We start from the raw sequence: 16,958 nt of genomic DNA on the forward strand, positions 1-16,958 counted from the left end.
GCAGATATGAAGCAGGTAGCTATATATTTTTGTCTGTTGCTGTCTTTGGGTTCCCTTCAGGCGCAAATCAAATTATATCCCCGTTACCTGCTGAGTAAGGCATATACACCGGCCTTACTTTCAGAAGAAATTTTACCACAGGAAAAATGGTCTCCCTGGCCTGCTTATTCAGAGCGGCAGCCCTGGGAGGCCCTTGATCCTGCCTTTCGGCAGATTCATATTACCCTTGGCGAGGCGGCGCTTCGGTACGAATGGCCCTCTATTACCGCCAGTCTTGCGCTGGAATTTACCAGAAACGGCAACCGCTCGCATTATCAGGATATTTCTTATGAGCGCAGGCAAATGGTTGCCGATCTGGTCATGGCCGAAATGATCGAAGGAAAAGGGCGATTTACCGATCAGATTGTCAATGGACTCTGGCTGATCTGTGAAGAGTCGTACTGGGGCGTGCCTGCACACCTGTACCTGCAATCTGCCGGCCCCGGCCTACCTGATGTCGATGAACCTACGGTTGATCTGTTTGCCGCCGAGACTGGTGCCCTCCTTGCCTGGACCTACTATCTGCTCGGCGACGAACTGGATCGGGTATCGCCGCTTGTGCGTCCCCGTATTAAAGCCGAAATAAAACGGCGGGTACTTGATGTCAATCTCGAACGCGAAGATTTCTGGTGGATGGGCTTTCAGCGCAATGAAAAAGGTATTAACAACTGGACTCCCTGGATCAACAGCAACTGGCTGGCGATGGTATTACTGATGGAAGATGATGTTGAAAGAAGAATTCAGGCGATTCACAAAATCCTTCGGTCAACCGACGAGTTTATCAACCAGTACCCCGACGATGGCGGATGCGACGAAGGCCCATCCTATTGGGCACGTGCTGCGGCATCGTTGTTTGATTGTCTGGAATTGCTTTATTCAGCTTCAGATGGAAAAATAAATTTCTACGATCATCCGCTGATAAAAAACATGGCAAAGTATATTTATTATACCCATGTCGGCGGGCCTTATTTTATCAACTTTGCCGACGCGGGTGCCATTCTTCACCCATCAGGCGATATGGTTTACCGGTTTGGGAAACGTATTGGGGACGCCGATATGATGGGTTTTGGCGCGTTTATCGCCCAGGATCAGAACCAATTGTACAAACCCACCGGAGGTTATACTATGGGGCGTCGTGTACCCGAACTATTTAACCGGAAAGAACTCATTCTGGCACGCCCGACAGAGCCATTACCCGCCAGTGTATGGTTGCCAGAATCGGAAGTCATGGTCGCCAGAATGAAAACGGGAAGTGCTTCCGGCCTTTGCCTGGCCGCCAGCGGTGGAAACAACGGGCACAGCCATAACCACAACGACGTCGGTAGTTTTATGATTTACCTCGACGGTTTTCCTGCATTGATAGATGTAGGTGTGGAAACCTATACCCGAAAAACCTTCTCCGACGACCGGTATGCCATCTGGACAATGCAGTCAGGGTATCACAACCTTCCCACAATCGGCGGTTTTATGCAGAAAGAGGGCTGGCCTTATAAAGCCGAAAACTTATTATTCAGCGAAACCAAAGATCAGGTGAATTTTTCAACGGAAATAGCCAAAGCCTATCCTCCTGAAGCAGGCGTACAAAAATGGCAACGCAGTTTTGTGCTGGACCGCAATAGCCAAACCATTTCCCTGACAGAGGACTTTCTGCTTGTAGCCTCAGAGGAAATCGTCTTAAATCTGATGATCCCCGATACAGCGATTGTACAGATGCCGGGAAGAATCCTGATTCGGGTACCAGAAACAAACGGTGACAGGTTTATCTCACTGGATTTTGACAGCCAGATATTTTTTCCTTCTGTAGAGATGATCACGGTCGAAGATCCGCTGCTTGGAGGCGTTTGGGGAGAACGCGTGGGGCGAATACAGCTTACCAGTAAAAAAAATCTTGCAAAAGGGAAATTGGTTCTCAAATTTTCGGAAATGGGGCAACGTTGAATGAGAGAAAGCAATATTCTGTTTTTGATAATATTGGTTAATGTGATGGCTTAATCATTATACCCATGTCTGGCGTAAAGTATCACTTCATTACAAACTGGGAAATCTCTGCCTCTAAAGAAGAGGTTGCCGATATCCTGAATCGTCCGATGGACCTGCCGCTCTGGTGGCCTTCTGTGTATTTGGGTATTGAAAAGGAAATATCAGATGGCAAAACCTATTACCATCTGTTTACTAAGGGCTGGCTGCCTTATACGCTTCGTTGGAAATTTCAGCAGACGGTCAATCAGCTACCTGATTATCTGGAACTTCAGGCAGAGGGTGATTTCAATGGATATGGCAAATGGAGTCTGACCCAGGACGGCCCCATTGCCAAAATCACCTACGACTGGGAGATTTTGGCAGATAAAGTCATTTTCCGGCTTTTTTCATTCGCGCTGAGACCGCTTTTTTCATTTAATCATCATTGGGCAATGAATAAAGGCCTGGAGAGTATCAAACTGGAAATCGCCCGAATCCGGGCAAATAAACCCCGGGAACAGGCTCCAATTCCTCCTTTGGCTACTTATCCTCATCGTTTTTATTACCGGAAAAACCGGCAGGCTGCCTATTCGGTGCCTGCCTCCACAGTCTAAAAATCAAGCTGATATCCCAAAATAGGAATTAACCCACTGGGATGATTCCTGTAATAAATCGCCTTTTTCACCGGGTCATAGCCGATGTTTTGGGTATTTCTTCTGTCTGTTACATTCTGGATATCCAGAAATACGTTGGAAGCTCTGCCTTTTCTGTTGGTGCGATAGGAAATCCGCCCGTCAATACGGGAATAAGGTTTTACCTGGCCTTCATTGGTTTGGGCTATATCTGCAACATAGGTTCCTGCAGTTTCAGAAGCCGGAAAATCGGGAGGCGTATAGCGAAAGCCGCCATTGTATAGCAGCCGGGCCCCAATCTGCAGTACAGATTCGTTTTTAAAGGTAAACTCTTTTCCCAATGTATAGCTGGATGAAAAGTTTGTGCCAAAACGGGTATTGAATATTCTGCCATCCGGTAGTTCGTAGGTTGACTCAAACCGAGAATAGGTCAGCAGGAAAAATACGCCTCTGGAAAAAAACTTCTCCAGCGCCACATCTACACCATAGTTGAGGCCTTTTCCTTCGCTGGTAAGCTCAAACTGTGCAATTCCGCTCTGATCATTGAGCATCCACCAGACGGAAGCCATATCCGGTTGTACAGGTACTCTCGACAAACGCTGCATATAACCTTCTACACCGAGCCGTAATCCTTTGCCTACAATGAAATTGTAAGACAGAATCAGGTGATGTGAGCGAATCATTTTCAGGTCAAAATTGGGGTTAGTCACTGTAACTGTCTGGTCGGCAGCTGTATCCCTTCGTGCATAAAAATACGCGCCTAATGGCAACATCTGGCTGTGAAGGCCATAAGCAAAACTCAGTTTATGCCTTTTGAGCGGAGACCATGAAAGCGAAACCCGGGGTTCGGCAGTTCCTGTATTGTTGAGCAGCAACCAGAAGAAATGCGCGCCGGCATTCAGCACGAGCTTTTCGGTGAGATGCTGGCTAAACTGCGCATAATACTGCAGGGTTTGCGTATTGCCTTTTCCGCTGATGCTCAGCTGTTTGTTGTAAAATGTATTGGTGATATCGCCGACTGCACTTCTCGGGAAAGACTCCCGGTTGAAAGTGAAAAAGGTCTGATGGAAAAACATACCAGTCTTCAGGCTGGTTCTTTCCGAAAACTTCCGCTGATAGGTGACAGAGGCAGTGATGCGGTTGTCAAGGTAGGTTTCGTCGTTGTATTTAAATCGATTGTCCTGTAAATCAAGCACGTCGTAATCTCTGAAAATATCACTATGGAGCGCGGCAACTACAATTTTCAAATGGGACTTGTCATCCAGCAGTCGGGTATGCGTAACCCCCAGTGCGGCCATATTGCTTCCCTGTATACGATCTTCCCAGTGGTTGGCTACGCCCGAATCTCTTTCTGCGGGGTTTGCTACAGGCAGGTAATGTTCCAGACTGAGTCCTCCCATGCCAAAGACAGTCGTAAAACTTTTGCCATTTTTTCCGTCAAAAGCCAGGTTAAATGACAAGTCCTGAAAGTCATTTTCCACTCTTTCGCCGACCAGGTAGAAGCCCATCTTGTTGAGCAGGCTGAGTGTCGAAAACCGGTAGTTGGCGAGGTAAGAGCTGTTTCCTTTGCCAATGGGGCCTTCCGTTGCAAAATCCAGCCCTAGCAGACTGAGTTTTGTGCGGTACTCGCGTTTTTCCATATTCCCTTTCCGGAAATGCACATCCATCGCGCCTGAAATAGCGTTGCCATATTCGGCCGCCATTCCCCCGGAGGAGAAATCAGAATTGGCAAGCAACTGTGCGCTGAAAACAGTGATTCCACCCCCGGAGGTACCCGGACGGGCAAAGTGGTTGGGGTTGGGAATGTCGATGCCTTCCAGACGCCAGAGCATACCGAAGGATGAATTTCCCCGGATAATAATGTCGTTTTCGGAATCATCCCCTCCCTGCTGGACACCCGGAAAAGCAAGAGCCATTCGCCCGGGATCATTGACCGCTGCGGGATAACGCTGGGTTTCTTCTGCTGAAAACGAACGTGTGCTTACGACCGATAATTTATTGACAGCCTGCGTAGGGTATTCTTTGGCAGTAATAAATACCTCTTCGGTGGTCGATTCTCCGATTTGCTCATCCAATGCAATTTCCAGATACAGCTCCTTTGCAGAAGTGAGGATTTGATTGTCGCTGATATAATCGCCATATCCTGTATATCTGCAGATAACAGTTCTTCTGCCTATGGGAACATTTTCAAGCCTGAAATTACCGCGTGAATCCGTGATATTCCCGATCCTTGGCTCGGTATTTTCCACAAAGACGGTAGCTCCTACAATGGGTTGCTGACTTACTGCATCCCATACTTTTCCTCGGATCGTCTGGGTTTTTGTCTGGGAAAATAGAAAAACGGGCAAAAAAAGCCCCAGTAGTATAGTAGTAATCGATTTCATATATCCGGGTTAGAAAGAAATTGTTTAGATTTAGTCCGAATAGTCAAAACGAATATACAGTTTTTGTTATGAATTCTCAGTTTCTGTCCTTTTTTATAGCTTTGTGGCTATTTTTCTTTTCAGCTTGTACTACGGAACAAGACTATGTATCTGTTGATGTACTGGTTATTGGTGGTGGAGCAAGCGGGGTTACTGCGGGGATACAGGCTGCAAGAAGTGGAGCCAATACAATAATTATTGAACCTACTCACTGGTTGGGCGGTATGCTTACCTCTGCCGGGGTTCCTGCGACAGATGGCAACCATCGTCTTCCTTCCGGACTATGGGGCGAATGGCGGCAGATGCTCTACAATTATTACGGCGGACCTGATTCTGTCGCTACCGGATGGGTGAGTAATACATTGTTTGAGCCCCATATAGGCAACCGGTTCTGGAACCAACTGGCCGACAAAGAACGAACACTCAGTCGCATTCACGGCTATCGGGTTGTAGAAGTTTTAAAAAAAGGAAATCGTGTGACCGGCGCACGCTTTGTAAACGAGCTGGGGGAGATACGGACGGTCATGGCCAAAGTGATTATCGAAGCCACGGAGCTGGGTGATGTACTGGAATTGGCTGGCGCCGAATACCTGACCGGGCAGGACAGTGAAACAAACCCTCACGATGATAATATACAAGACATCACCTATGCGGCTATTTTAAAAGAGTATGGTCCCGGACAAAACCGGATCATTTCCCGACCTGAGGGCTACGATCCGGAAGAATTTCACTGTATATGTAAAGAGGTTTGCGACGATCCGGATACCAAAGTTCCCGATTGCCAGACGGTGCTGAACTATGGCAGATTACCAGGCAAAAAATATATGATCAACTGGCCCAACAATGGAAATGATTATTACCTCAATCCGATTCCGATGACGGAAGAAGAGCGGCAGGAGGCCTATATCGCTGCAAAAAACCGCACATTGAGTTTACTATATTTTCTCCAGACTGAGGCAGGATTCACCCAGTTGGGACTCGCCGATGACGAATTTCCCACAGAAGATTTGTTGCCCTCCCAACCCTATCATCGCGAGGCGAGGCGGGTAAAAGGGCTGTTTCAACTGACAGTTGAAGATGTAGAAGACCCGTATGCAGATCCTGACCGCCCTTTGTATGAACAGGCAATAGCGGTAGGCGATTACCCTTTGGACCATCACCACGACAAAAATCCTCATACCCGGCCGGAAGAATTTCCCCCAATCCCTTCTTTTTCAGTTCCATTTGGCGCGATGATTCCCATAACGATTGACGGACTCATCGTTGCCGAGAAGAGCATATCTGTTTCCCATATCTTAAACGGGGCTACCCGTTTGCAGCCATGTGTGATGCTCATCGGGCAGGCAGCCGGAGCTGCTGCCGGACTTTGTGTAAAACAGAATATCGAGCCAAGAGCGCTTTCCGTTTCTGACCTTCAGCAGACCTTGCTTGACGCCGGTTGCTGGCTATTGCCCTATCTGGATGTTACCCCAGCGGACCGCGATTTTCAGGCTATCCAGCGAATGGGCGTACGCGGACTGATGCGGGGCAGGGGAGTCCCTTACAAATGGGCCAACCAGACCTGGTTTGATCCGGATAGTACTATTTCTCATGAGGAGGTAAAGGCTGTTCTGGAAAAAGTTGGGGGGGAGGAATCCGCAGGGCATTTCACAGCCGCAGATGCTGATCTGCCTCTGACTTATGGCGAGATGGCCCTTGCCCTCAACAGAAACCTGAAAGACAACGAATGGCTGGAAGACTGGATGGAAGAAGCCAACCGCCGTCCGTCGGAACCGATCACCCGCCGGGAGGTCGCCTGGGTAATTGATAAAGTCTTTTTTTAGAATCATATCCCATATCAACACGCTTGCTAAGCCATCCTACACGTTCGTGTATTGGTGGGTGACCTCGGTGTATTTTTGACGTAAACTCGGGAAAAGGATTTATTTGATAGATCGTGTAAATTTTTTTTAATGATCACGCAACCCCAAATCATCCCGATTGTCATTGAATATAACATGCGAGACCCCCAAATGCACTAGCCCTATGAGCCCTAAACTTTACGCTGCCCTTTGGATGTTTGTGTTACATACGATGTTGTGTGGAATGACTCTGGCACAGTCTCCCACCATCTACAATGAATCCGGCGGTACCCTAAGCCAACTCGACAAAATACGTCAGACCATTGAGTCTTATACCAGTGTCTTTCGTGTAAATCCCTATGATGGAGATTATTACCACCATCTTGCATCCGAGCATTTTAAGAAAGGTGAATATGCCGAGGCTCTGGAAGACTACCATTCTGCCATTCGTTATTTTTCAGGAAAAGCCAGTAAGCTTGCCCGTATGCATTACCAACGGGGATTGTGCTGGTATATCCTTCAGGACTATGAAAAAGCGATCAGGGATTTTAACATAGCCATCTCTTATCGCCCTGATATTACCGACTCCTATTATTTTCGGGGAAAAATCAATTATCTGATCTACAACGATCTGAATCTTGCCCGTAAAGATTTTGAAAAGGTACTCCGTCTCAGCAGCAGTTCTACCGTGCAAACTGCTTTCTGTCGTTACTTTTTGGGCGACAAGGATAATGCGCTGCGTGAAATGAACTCCCTGATCTCCAACTCCGGAAATTTTGAGCGAGAAACTTATGCGCAGTATCACTACACCATGGCCGGGCTTCAGGCTTTGATGGGAAATGCTCCCGGTGCAGTACGTTATCTTCAAAATGCACTGGATTATGGTTATGATGAACTCGAATGGTTGTCCCGCGATATTAATTTTCTCGGGGTTAGTACCAGCTATGATTTTGTCCACCTGCTGGAAAAGTACGGATTACGTTACCATCTGATTTCGCCAAATGAACCTCGGGTTACCTATCACCCTCCTACAGACGATCCGGCGATCACATTAGGTCAAGAGGCCCCGACTCGTTCACCAGAACCCGTTACTCCCTCCTCTCGCAGAGCACCTGCTTCAGTTAAAACCCGCGATCTGACGTTCTCGGATACAGACGGAAATAACCGGATCGATGCCAATGAAAAAACAAATATTCGTTTTGTAGTCAGAAACAATGGTCCTGCGGATGCCGAAGCGCTTGTGGTACGTGTGGTGGAAGAAGGCCGAATCAACGGATTGGAATTTGACGAAGAGCGTTCTATCGGTGATCTGAAAGCTCAGCAGGAAATGGAAGTGGTGGTTCCTGTGTACGGAAGTATATCACTCGAATCTGGTAAGGCAGATTTTACTATTCAGGTGCTGGAAAAAAATGGCTTTGACTCTGACAACCTGTATATCACGATTCCCACGCAGGAGTTTATGCCTCCGGCACTTGAAATCGCAGATTTTCACTTTGCTACTGAGTTGGGGGGCAAAATGCGGCTGGGAGTACCCATTACCCTGAAATTAGCAGTTCAGAATACAGGTAGCGGTGATGCAGATAATGTTCAGGTGGAAATGGTTCTTCCCGATAATGTATTTACTGCAGGAGAAAATACTTTTAACCTCGGAACTTTGCGCCCAGGCCAAAGCCAGATCATTGATTTTGAATTTTTTACCAATAAACGGTACGAAGGGGAAGAAGTGCCGGTCATCGCTGAAATAACGGAAGAATACGGCAATTACGGCACAAAGCAGACTATGACTGTTCATATCAACCAACAGTTGGAAGTCAACTCCCGTGTGGTGGTAAATGCCAAGCCCGATCCCACATATGATGTGAAGGATATTCGCCTGACTTCTGATGTAGACCGGAATCTGCCCCGCACATTTGAGAAAAATCCCAACGCTATTGCCGTAGTGATTGGCAACAGAGATTACAACAACCCAGATGTGCCTCCCGTTGACTTTGCGTTACAGGATGCGGCCAGTATGAAAAACTATCTGGTTCAGAGTTTTGGATTTGATGAAAACAATATCATCTTTCTTCCTAACGCGACCCAGGCAGATTTCAACGGAATTTTTGGAACTGTGCAAGATCACAAGGCGAGATTGTATAATCTGGTAAAACCCGGACAATCAGATGTGTTTGTTTTTTACAGCGGACACGGCGCACCCGATCTTCAGACCGAAGAAGCCTATTTTGTACCGGTTGACTGCGATCCTTCTTTGGTCAGGTTTAATGGTTATGGAATCAAAACCTTCTATGACAACCTGAGCAAAATCCAATATCGCACGCTGACGGTGGTGATCGACGCCTGTTTCAGTGGATCTTCTGACCGTGGAACACTGATTCCGCAGGCTTCACTTGTCAGGATCAAGTCAGGCAATAATGTACTCAAAGACCCCAAAGCGATGGTGTTTACCTCAGCCAGTGGCGCAGAAATCGCCTCCTGGTATGCAGAACAATCACATTCGCTCTTCACATACTATTTCCTCAAGGGGCTTCAGGGAGAAGCCAACGCCAACCGCGACCGTGAAATTACCCTCGAAGAAATGCGCACCTATATCAATGAACAGGTGCCTTATATGGCCCGACGCCTCAAAAACCGGGTACAAACCCCAGAGGTATATGGCCAAAATGAAAGTGTAATCATCAATCAATAGCTATTAACCATTAAACATTAACAATTAACAATTAACCATTGATTATCATGAAGTCTCATAAAATTATTACCCTCGCACTCTCCTTCGTTCTCGCCCTGTTTGTGGCGGTACCTGCAATGGCTCAGGACTATGTCGTAAAGCCGAAAGAAGTTAGCCCCAGGAAAATGGGCAAAATCACCGAAAAAGAGAAAAAAGAACTGGTAAAAGACATTAAGGATCAGCCGGTCAGAGAAGCACGCAAAGAAGGCCGTAGCCTTGAAAAAGATGGATATATGGTATTCCCCGGAAGTATGCCCATGGAAAAGCAACTGGAGCGTATCTGGATGAAGCAGTATCAGGAAAATGCTGACGGATCTGCCAAATACCTGTTTGCTGATGGAAACGGTGTAGGTAAAACCCAGACTGCTGCCGAAATGCAGGCCATGGAAGCCGCAAAACTTCAGCTCGCCGGTCAGATTTCCAACGAAGTCAACCAGATCATCGAAGGGAAAATTGCCAACGACCAGATTGATCGTGAAAAAGGCAATTCGTTGACAAAATTTGTTGCCGGAAGTAAAAACTACATCGTGCAAAATCTCTCCTACGTAAAACCTGCTTTCAAAATCTACCGCAACGTAGGCAAATCAGACATGGAAGTTGCCGTGAAAATGTACTACAGCGTGGAAGAAGCAATGATTGCAGCAGAAAAAGCACTGGAGATGAAAGTACGCCAGGAGCTCGAAGGCGAAGCTGACGAGTTGATTGAAGAAATCAATACTCTGTTCCGTAAATAATATTTTTGTGAAATAACCTATCTGCCGCAAAAGCTCAAAGTCATGAGGGCCAAACATCTGACAATCTTTATGCTTTTGAGTTTTTGTGGCAATCTTCGGATCACCCAACACTAACAAATACAGTAATGTGCAGGAATTTACTTGTATGGTCATTATACTTACTAATGGCAGGGACATTGTTTGCCCAAAAAACGCAAAAATCTACTGGTGAATACCAGCTGAGTCTGACCAATTCAAATTTTTCAGAACAACAAGCCTGCCAGTATTGCATTGAACGAGCGATGGTGGATGCGATTGAAAAGGCATTTGGAACCGTGATTATTCAGGGGAATACGACCTCTGTACGCAATAAAAATACCGGCGAAACGGTCGAGACCACCCAGATCTTTAATATGATTGCGGAGACTTATGTCAATGGCGAATGGGTAAAAACCATTGATGAGGGCTGTGAACGTTTTACCAGCGACAACGGCGAGTTTTGGATCAGCTGCAAGGTGAAAGGAACGGTACAGCAGTTGGAAAAACCACATATTGACCTGTCCATCAAAGCTTTGGATTGTGAAAATGCAGGTTGTGAAACCTCGCAGTTTAAGGATGGGGAGTCTTTTTACCTTTACCTCAAAAGCCCGGTAGATGGATATATTACTGTTTATCTCACGGATGCTTATACGGCTCAGCGATTATTCCCCTACCGCAATATGCCTTCCAGCCAGATAAATGCCGTACCGATAAAAGCCGATAAGGAATACATCTTGTTTTCCGGCGCCAAAGACCAATTGGGCTTAAAAAGCTATGTGGATGAGTATGAGCTCTTTGCCAATGAAGAAGTAGATCAGAACCGCATATTTGTTGTTTTCACCAAAGAGCCTATAACCAAACCGGCCTTGTATAAGGGCGGTAAAAATGAATCGGTCGAAATGCCCATGGAACTGAAATCAGAAAACTTTCACGAATGGCTTGCCAAAAACAAGCAGTACAACAAAGACATGGAAGTCGCACGACTCGATATTATGATCCGTAAGGAATAAATTTTTACCATGAAAAAGTCAGTCATTATCCTTTGTTTTCTCAGTAGTCTGGTCATTACAGCTACTGCGCAGGTGCAGACCTGGGAAGAAAAAATGGAAGCTATGCGTCAGCGTGTGCAAATGAAGATGGAAAACCAGCAGCGTAGGGTGGACCTTCAGTTTGCCAATCAGGTGCGTCGCATGTGGCTCAATATGCAGTTTATCGAAGGAGAAGCTGCGCCGGAAATTCCCGAGCCATCTATTCCGAAGGTGTACGATCCTGCTATCCGTATTCCCAAAGATCAACAGGAAATGCGGGTCATTCCCGATTTGAATCTGCCTTCTGATGAAGGAATAGCTGCCACACCTGACCTCCGGGTAAATCCGGAGCCAGAACCTCCTGCATCGCCACCTGACCCGAAGATGGAGGCGGATGTCAATCAAATGGACAGGGAAGTGCGCCTGGCTTATTTCGGTAAACAAATGGCTTTACACTATGACTCCGGTATGGAGTTTGGTATGCCGGGTACACTTAACACCAACGCCATTGCTGATGAATGGGAAAAATTGGAAAAAACTCCTTACGAATTTCTTGTATATCAGCTTTCCCGTCAGGCGCGCGACCTGAAACTCAACGACTGGGGGTTTGCCCTTTTGGTAAATGAAATGGCAAAGCAAATCTACCCTAACGATAAAAATGCGCGTACCCTGTTTAACTGGTTTATTCTCACCAAAGCCGGCTACATCGCTACAGTCAGCTACGAAAGCAACCAAATGTATCTGATGTTGCCCTCAAAAAATGTGCTTTATGGCAAAAGTTATCTTCAGGGGAAAGACAATAAACTCTATGCGATAGACCTCGATGGCGGAAACCCCGAATTGCTGCGGGCAAAAGTTTTTCAGGCGCAACATCCTGAAGCCAAAAAAGTAATGGATTTTCAGCTGAAAAGTGCGCCGCTGTTTACTGGCCAGTCCAGAAAGAAAACCGTAAACTTTTCTTATGCAGGCAAATCGTACACCGTACCGCTGGAAGTCAATACCCATCTGGTGGATTTTTATGAGACCTATCCTTTTGTAGATCTGGATATCTATATGTCTGCTCCGCTTTCAGCACCTGCCCATGCATCGATGGTAGTAGCTTTGCAGGAAATTGTGAAAAACATGCCTGTGCGCCCCGATCAGAACCGGGAAGCCGAAGGGGTGAATCTGATTCTCCGCTTTGTGCAGACAGCTTTTGCTTACAAGCCTGACAATGAGCAATTTGGGCAGGAACGTTATCTGTTTGGTGACGAAACCTTGTATTATCCATATAGTGATTGCGAAGATCGTGCGGTGCTTTTTGCCCACCTGGTAAAAGAAATCATGGGCCTTGAAGTAGTGGGGCTGTTGTTCCCCGGCCATGCGGCTACGGCGGTGAAGTTCACTTCAGATGTTCCCGGCGACTTTATCCGCTATCAAAACAAAAAATACGTGATCTGCGACCCGACTTATATCAATGCAGATTTAGGTATGGTATTGCCCGATGTGGAGGGCCAAAGTGCTAAGATTGTCGCGTTGTAAATCAGCCCTATTGGCTTGATCCCATTTGTTTTTCAAAGTCGAGCAGCCACTTTTTGCGGTGAAGCCCTCCGGCATAGCCTGTAAGGCTTCCATCATTGCCAACTACCCGATGACAGGGAATGATAATGGCTATCCGGTTCATTCCATTGGCATTGGCAACTGCACGGACTGCGTCTGGTTTTCCGAGGGCTGCTGCCTGCTGTTTATAGCTACGTGTTTTCCCATAGGGAATCTGTTGTAATTCATTCCAGACACATTGCTGAAAATCTGTGCCGGGAGTTACCAGGGGAACGGAAAAAGATTTCCGCTTCCCCTCAAAATATTCATCTAACTCAATCCGTAGTTTGCCAAAATGAGGATTTTCCCCCTGGATGATGGTCGCATGTAACTTTTTGGCGAGCTGTTTAAACTCTGTCTCCAGCATTTTTCTTTCGGAAAATTCGAGCAGGCAAATGCCTTCTTTCGTTCCACAGGCAATCATGGTGCCCAAAGGCGTTTCCAGCCTTGTGAGATCAATAACCTGTTTTTCCTTGCTGTTGGATGGTGATACGCCAAAAATAGATTTGAATGAATCATTAAACCCACTCAGCGACTCATAGCCTGAATCAAATGCAGCGCCTGTTACAGAAGTTCCGCTTTGTATTTTTTTAAATGCAGAATTGATTCGCAATACCCGCTGATAGGTGTGAAAAGTGATCCCATGGTGTTTGAGAAACCATCTTCTGATCGTCGCTGGTTCTATACCTCTCTGCCTTAAATCATGTTCTTTCAGCTTAAGAGAAGGTTGGTTGCCGAATTCCTCCAACAGGCTTTGTATATAGGCCGGAGTTTCACCTGCCTTTTCTAACGGATGACAGACTTTGCAGGGGCGGTAACCTGCGAGCATTGCCGCTTTGGTTGTTTGGAAAAATGTTACATTTTCTCTTTTGGGTTTCCGGGCAGTGCAGGTAGGCCGGCAAAATATACCGGTTGTTTTTACCGCAGCGAAAAAGGTGCCTTCATAAGCAGAGTCCTTATCTACCAGCGCCTGATACATGATTTGTTCTGTCAGCATACTTTTTTTCATAAAGGTAGACAGGACCCAAAGGTATGGCAACCGAAAATCAGACAAGCATTTTTTTACCCGCACATACAGCTAATGGCATCGGAATCATAATCATCAAAAGGCGGGATAAGCGCCAGAATATCTGCTCCGGAAATCGTTTCGCCGCCAATTGTTAGCACGGAGAATTCATTGTCCCGGGCAGATATTCTTTTGATAAAAACTTTTTTCCAGACATCAGGCTGATCTTTGAGTTGTAACTCAATCACTACCCGCCGGATGGCGGCGTATTCGAGGTGATTGATAAAATCAAGGGCCGTATTCAGAATGATTGTTTTATCCACTAACTGATTTTTACTGATTTACATGAAATACTTGAGTACCAATTCGCCGATCACATAACCCACTGCGGCAATCCCAAAGCCTACAACAAACATATCGAATCCACTTCGCCAAAAGTTTCGTCCGGTGAAAAAACTTCTGACAGCACCTACACCAAAGTGGGCGATCATCGAAATAATAAATGATATAACAATGGCCGGTATGCCTTTCCAGATAAAAAAGGGGAAAATTGGAATCAGGGCGCCAATAGCCGTTGCAAGACCGGTTGTCCATGCTTCTTTGAGCGGGCTTATAGAGCTTTCTGAAATCCCCAGTTCTTCTCTGACTTTTTCTTCAAGGGCACGCTCCGGTTCCTGAATGACCTCATTGGCGAGTTTTACGGCCTGTTCACGCGACATGCCTTTCGCTTCATAAATCAGTGCGAGCTCTTCCGCTTCAATTTCTGGCATCAGAAGGATCTCACGCGCTTCCATTTCTTTTTCGTAGGCAAAAACTTCCCGCTCGCTTTTTGCTGCGAGGAAACCGGAAGAGCCCATCGAAAGCGCATCTGCAATCATTCCTGCCAGCCCTGAAATCAGGATGACATGGTCGGCTGAACTGGCACCGATCACCCCGGCAATAAGTCCAAAATTGGCGGTGAGTCCATCATTAAAACCATAAACCACATTGCGAAGCATACCACCGGCATTTACGCTGTGCCAGGGCTCTCCGGCATCTTCTGGGGTTAATTGCCCTGCATGATGCGCAGAATCCTTGGCCAGATCAAGGGCCAGTTCTTTGGTAGCGCCGGGGTTACTTTTTTGGTAAAGATCCAGATAGATCCTCACCTCTTCTCCTTCCTCCCGGAGCATGGCATCTTTGAGAAAACCCGGGCCAAACTTTACGGCTGCCCATCGCATAAATTTAGCTTTGAGGGAGGGGAGAATTTGAGGAGCCAGATTTCCACTTTCTTCTATCAGTTCCCGCCAGCGGGTAGCATGGCGATCTTCCACCTCGGCCAACTGCTTATAAATCTTGATGGTCTTGGTGTCGGAGGTGAGTTCGGATAAGGTTCTGTACAAAAATGCAGCATCTACTTCATCCTGCAAATATTTAATCCACTCTTTCATCTTCTGTATTTGGGTTTATTCACTTTGAAAACATGATGCAGGAAGTCCTGCATGGTTAAATAAATTGGGTTCTGCGGTATTTGCCCAGGCAAAACGAACAGACACCGGTGTTTTTACTGCTTTGCTCACCACTACGACAGTATTTTCTTTGATCTCAGCTTCGGCCGGATGATATACTCCGTCTTCGCCTGCAATTTCAAAATTTGTGGGAGAACCTCCTCTTGCATTCAGGCCTTCGGCATGGTCAAAGTAAACGGTGATTTTATTTTTTGCAACTGCAAAGCTTCTATAGAGTGGCCCGGAGGCTTCCGCCTGCGAGGTTTTATAGTGATTGGTAAGCGCCAGCATGGCAAAACGCATCCCAACATCTTTTTTATTTCGGGGGTGAATATCTTCAATATTGCCAATATCACTGGTAACGACCATGCCGGTTTGCGGTACTTCCAGCGTTTTGCGCTGGGCGTTGCGAATCATTACCCCGCCAAACCCTTCTCCATACTTATACGGTGCGATCTGCGCGAAATAGAAGGGGAAAATATACCCTCTTTCCTCCCGCCAGCTGTTGATCAGCGCCGAAAACATTTTGGTATAGGCATACGCATTTCCCACATTCGACTCTCCCTGATACCAGAGTGCGCCCGCAATCCTGAAACGGGTCAGAGGAGCGATCATGGCATTATAGCCTCTGCCTGGTTCTACAGGCCCCCATGGCGCGGGTTTTAGCGTTGATGCGGCTTTTGACAGGAATTCATCCTCTGATATGACTTTTGCCGCCATCCATATTTCTGCCGGGGTTCCTCCCCAGCTTGCGTCTATCAGTCCCACCGGTACTTTTAACTCCTTATGAATTTTTTCTCCAAAAAAGTAGCCGATTGCACTGAAGCTTTTCATGGTATGGGGGTTGCAGGAAACCCATTGGCCTTTCAGGTCATCTTGTGGGGTCAGGGCAGAACGGTGAGGTACCCGGAAGAATCGGATTTGGGGATAATCAGCTGCTGCAATAAAATCTGCGGCTCCATCAATTCCACCCCCGGCAGTCCATTCCATATTGGATTGTCCGGCGCAAAGCCATACTTCGCCCAGAACCACATTGCGCAGAATGGTTTCGTTATACCCGCTGATTTTCAGATCAAAAGGTTTTCCTTCTGCCCTGGGGGTAGAGACGACCATTTGCCAGGTGCCCTGATTCGTAGTTTCAGTTACAAGTGCAGAATCCAGCCAGGGCAAAGAGATATGGACTTTCTCGCGAGGTTTAGCCCATCCCCAGAATGTAATTTCAGCATTTTGCTGGAGCACCATATCATCTGTAAAAATACCGGGAAGAGAAATATCTGCATAGATCCATGTATGGGAAATTGCCATAATGAAAACCAGAAGCAGTCTTTTGTAATAAATTGAAGCGTTCATAGGGATTTTCTTTTGTTCTTGTCAACCTGGCTCAATTCTTATTGTTGGAGAAACGATTCAGTCAGCTCAATATCCAACATTTTTCCTTTTGCGTAATTATACCGGTTATTCTTTTGTCTTACAACCACTTCATTCACC

Annotated in this window: 12 protein-coding genes; 7 read left to right on the plus strand and 5 right to left on the minus strand. The window is 46.6% G+C overall.

All coding sequences use genetic code 11. From position 1 onward, the window contains the following. Positions 1-6: 6 nt before the first annotated feature. Both R3D00_13480 and R3D00_13485 read left to right on the plus strand, forming a co-directional pair. A complete protein-coding gene (locus R3D00_13480; protein MEZ4774189.1) occupies positions 7-1,977 on the plus strand; it encodes a heparinase II/III family protein in 1,971 nt (656 codons plus the stop codon). A 65-nt stretch (positions 1,978-2,042) separates the two neighbouring features. After that, on the plus strand, positions 2,043-2,612 hold the full coding sequence (locus R3D00_13485; protein MEZ4774190.1) for a polyketide cyclase: 570 nt from the start codon (positions 2,043-2,045) through the stop codon (positions 2,610-2,612). Here R3D00_13485 and R3D00_13490 read toward each other — a convergent pair. Further along, positions 2,609-5,014 carry a carboxypeptidase-like regulatory domain-containing protein gene (locus R3D00_13490; protein MEZ4774191.1) on the minus strand — a complete coding sequence of 802 codons (2,406 nt, stop codon included), beginning with the start codon at positions 5,012-5,014 and terminating at the stop codon, positions 2,609-2,611. The two genes, R3D00_13485 and R3D00_13490, sit on opposite strands and share 4 nt — an antisense overlap. A 68-nt stretch (positions 5,015-5,082) precedes the next feature. On the opposite strand from R3D00_13490, the gene R3D00_13495 reads away from it, so the two are divergent. The 5 genes from R3D00_13495 (at position 5,083) to R3D00_13515 (ending at position 12,920) form a co-directional block, all read left to right on the plus strand. Then, complete coding sequence (locus R3D00_13495; GenBank protein ID MEZ4774192.1) at positions 5,083-6,876, plus strand: FAD-dependent oxidoreductase; 1,794 nt, start codon at positions 5,083-5,085, stop codon at positions 6,874-6,876. 202 nt (positions 6,877-7,078) lie between these two features. Beyond that, positions 7,079-9,580: a caspase family protein gene (locus R3D00_13500; GenBank protein MEZ4774193.1), complete on the plus strand. Its 2,502-nt coding sequence runs from the start codon at positions 7,079-7,081 to the stop codon at positions 9,578-9,580. A gap of 47 nt (positions 9,581-9,627) precedes the next feature. Continuing rightward, the gene (locus tag R3D00_13505) at positions 9,628-10,353 is read left to right on the plus strand and encodes a hypothetical protein (protein MEZ4774194.1); all 726 of its coding nucleotides are present in this window, start codon (positions 9,628-9,630) and stop codon (positions 10,351-10,353) included. Positions 10,354-10,517: 164 nt separating this feature from the next. Next, entirely contained in the window at positions 10,518-11,381 is an 864-nt protein-coding gene (locus tag R3D00_13510) for a hypothetical protein (GenBank protein ID MEZ4774195.1), read from the plus strand. A gap of 9 nt (positions 11,382-11,390) precedes the next feature. Beyond that, entirely contained in the window at positions 11,391-12,920 is a 1,530-nt protein-coding gene (locus R3D00_13515) for a hypothetical protein (protein ID MEZ4774196.1), read from the plus strand. A 7-nt stretch (positions 12,921-12,927) separates the two neighbouring features. On the opposite strand, the gene R3D00_13520 is transcribed toward R3D00_13515, so the two are convergent. The 4 genes from R3D00_13520 to R3D00_13535 are packed head-to-tail and all read right to left on the minus strand — an operon-like array spanning position 12,928 to position 16,820. Next, positions 12,928-13,986 carry a trifunctional transcriptional activator/DNA repair protein Ada/methylated-DNA--[protein]-cysteine S-methyltransferase gene (locus R3D00_13520; GenBank protein MEZ4774197.1) on the minus strand — a complete coding sequence of 353 codons (1,059 nt, stop codon included), beginning with the start codon at positions 13,984-13,986 and terminating at the stop codon, positions 12,928-12,930. A gap of 53 nt (positions 13,987-14,039) precedes the next feature. Next, positions 14,040-14,306 (minus strand): hypothetical protein, encoded by a 267-nt coding sequence (locus R3D00_13525; GenBank protein MEZ4774198.1) that lies wholly within the window; start codon positions 14,304-14,306, stop codon positions 14,040-14,042. Between the two features lie 18 nt (positions 14,307-14,324). Then, positions 14,325-15,413, minus strand: coding sequence for a VIT1/CCC1 transporter family protein (locus R3D00_13530; GenBank protein ID MEZ4774199.1), 1,089 nt, complete (start codon positions 15,411-15,413; stop codon positions 14,325-14,327). A gap of 15 nt (positions 15,414-15,428) precedes the next feature. Beyond that, the gene (locus tag R3D00_13535; GenBank protein MEZ4774200.1) at positions 15,429-16,820 is read right to left on the minus strand and encodes a sialate O-acetylesterase; all 1,392 of its coding nucleotides are present in this window, start codon (positions 16,818-16,820) and stop codon (positions 15,429-15,431) included. Positions 16,821-16,958: the final 138 nt, after the last annotated feature.

The sequence above is a fragment of the Bacteroidia bacterium genome (assembly GCA_041391665.1).
Taxonomy (GTDB): domain Bacteria; phylum Bacteroidota; class Bacteroidia; order J057; family J057; genus JAGQVA01.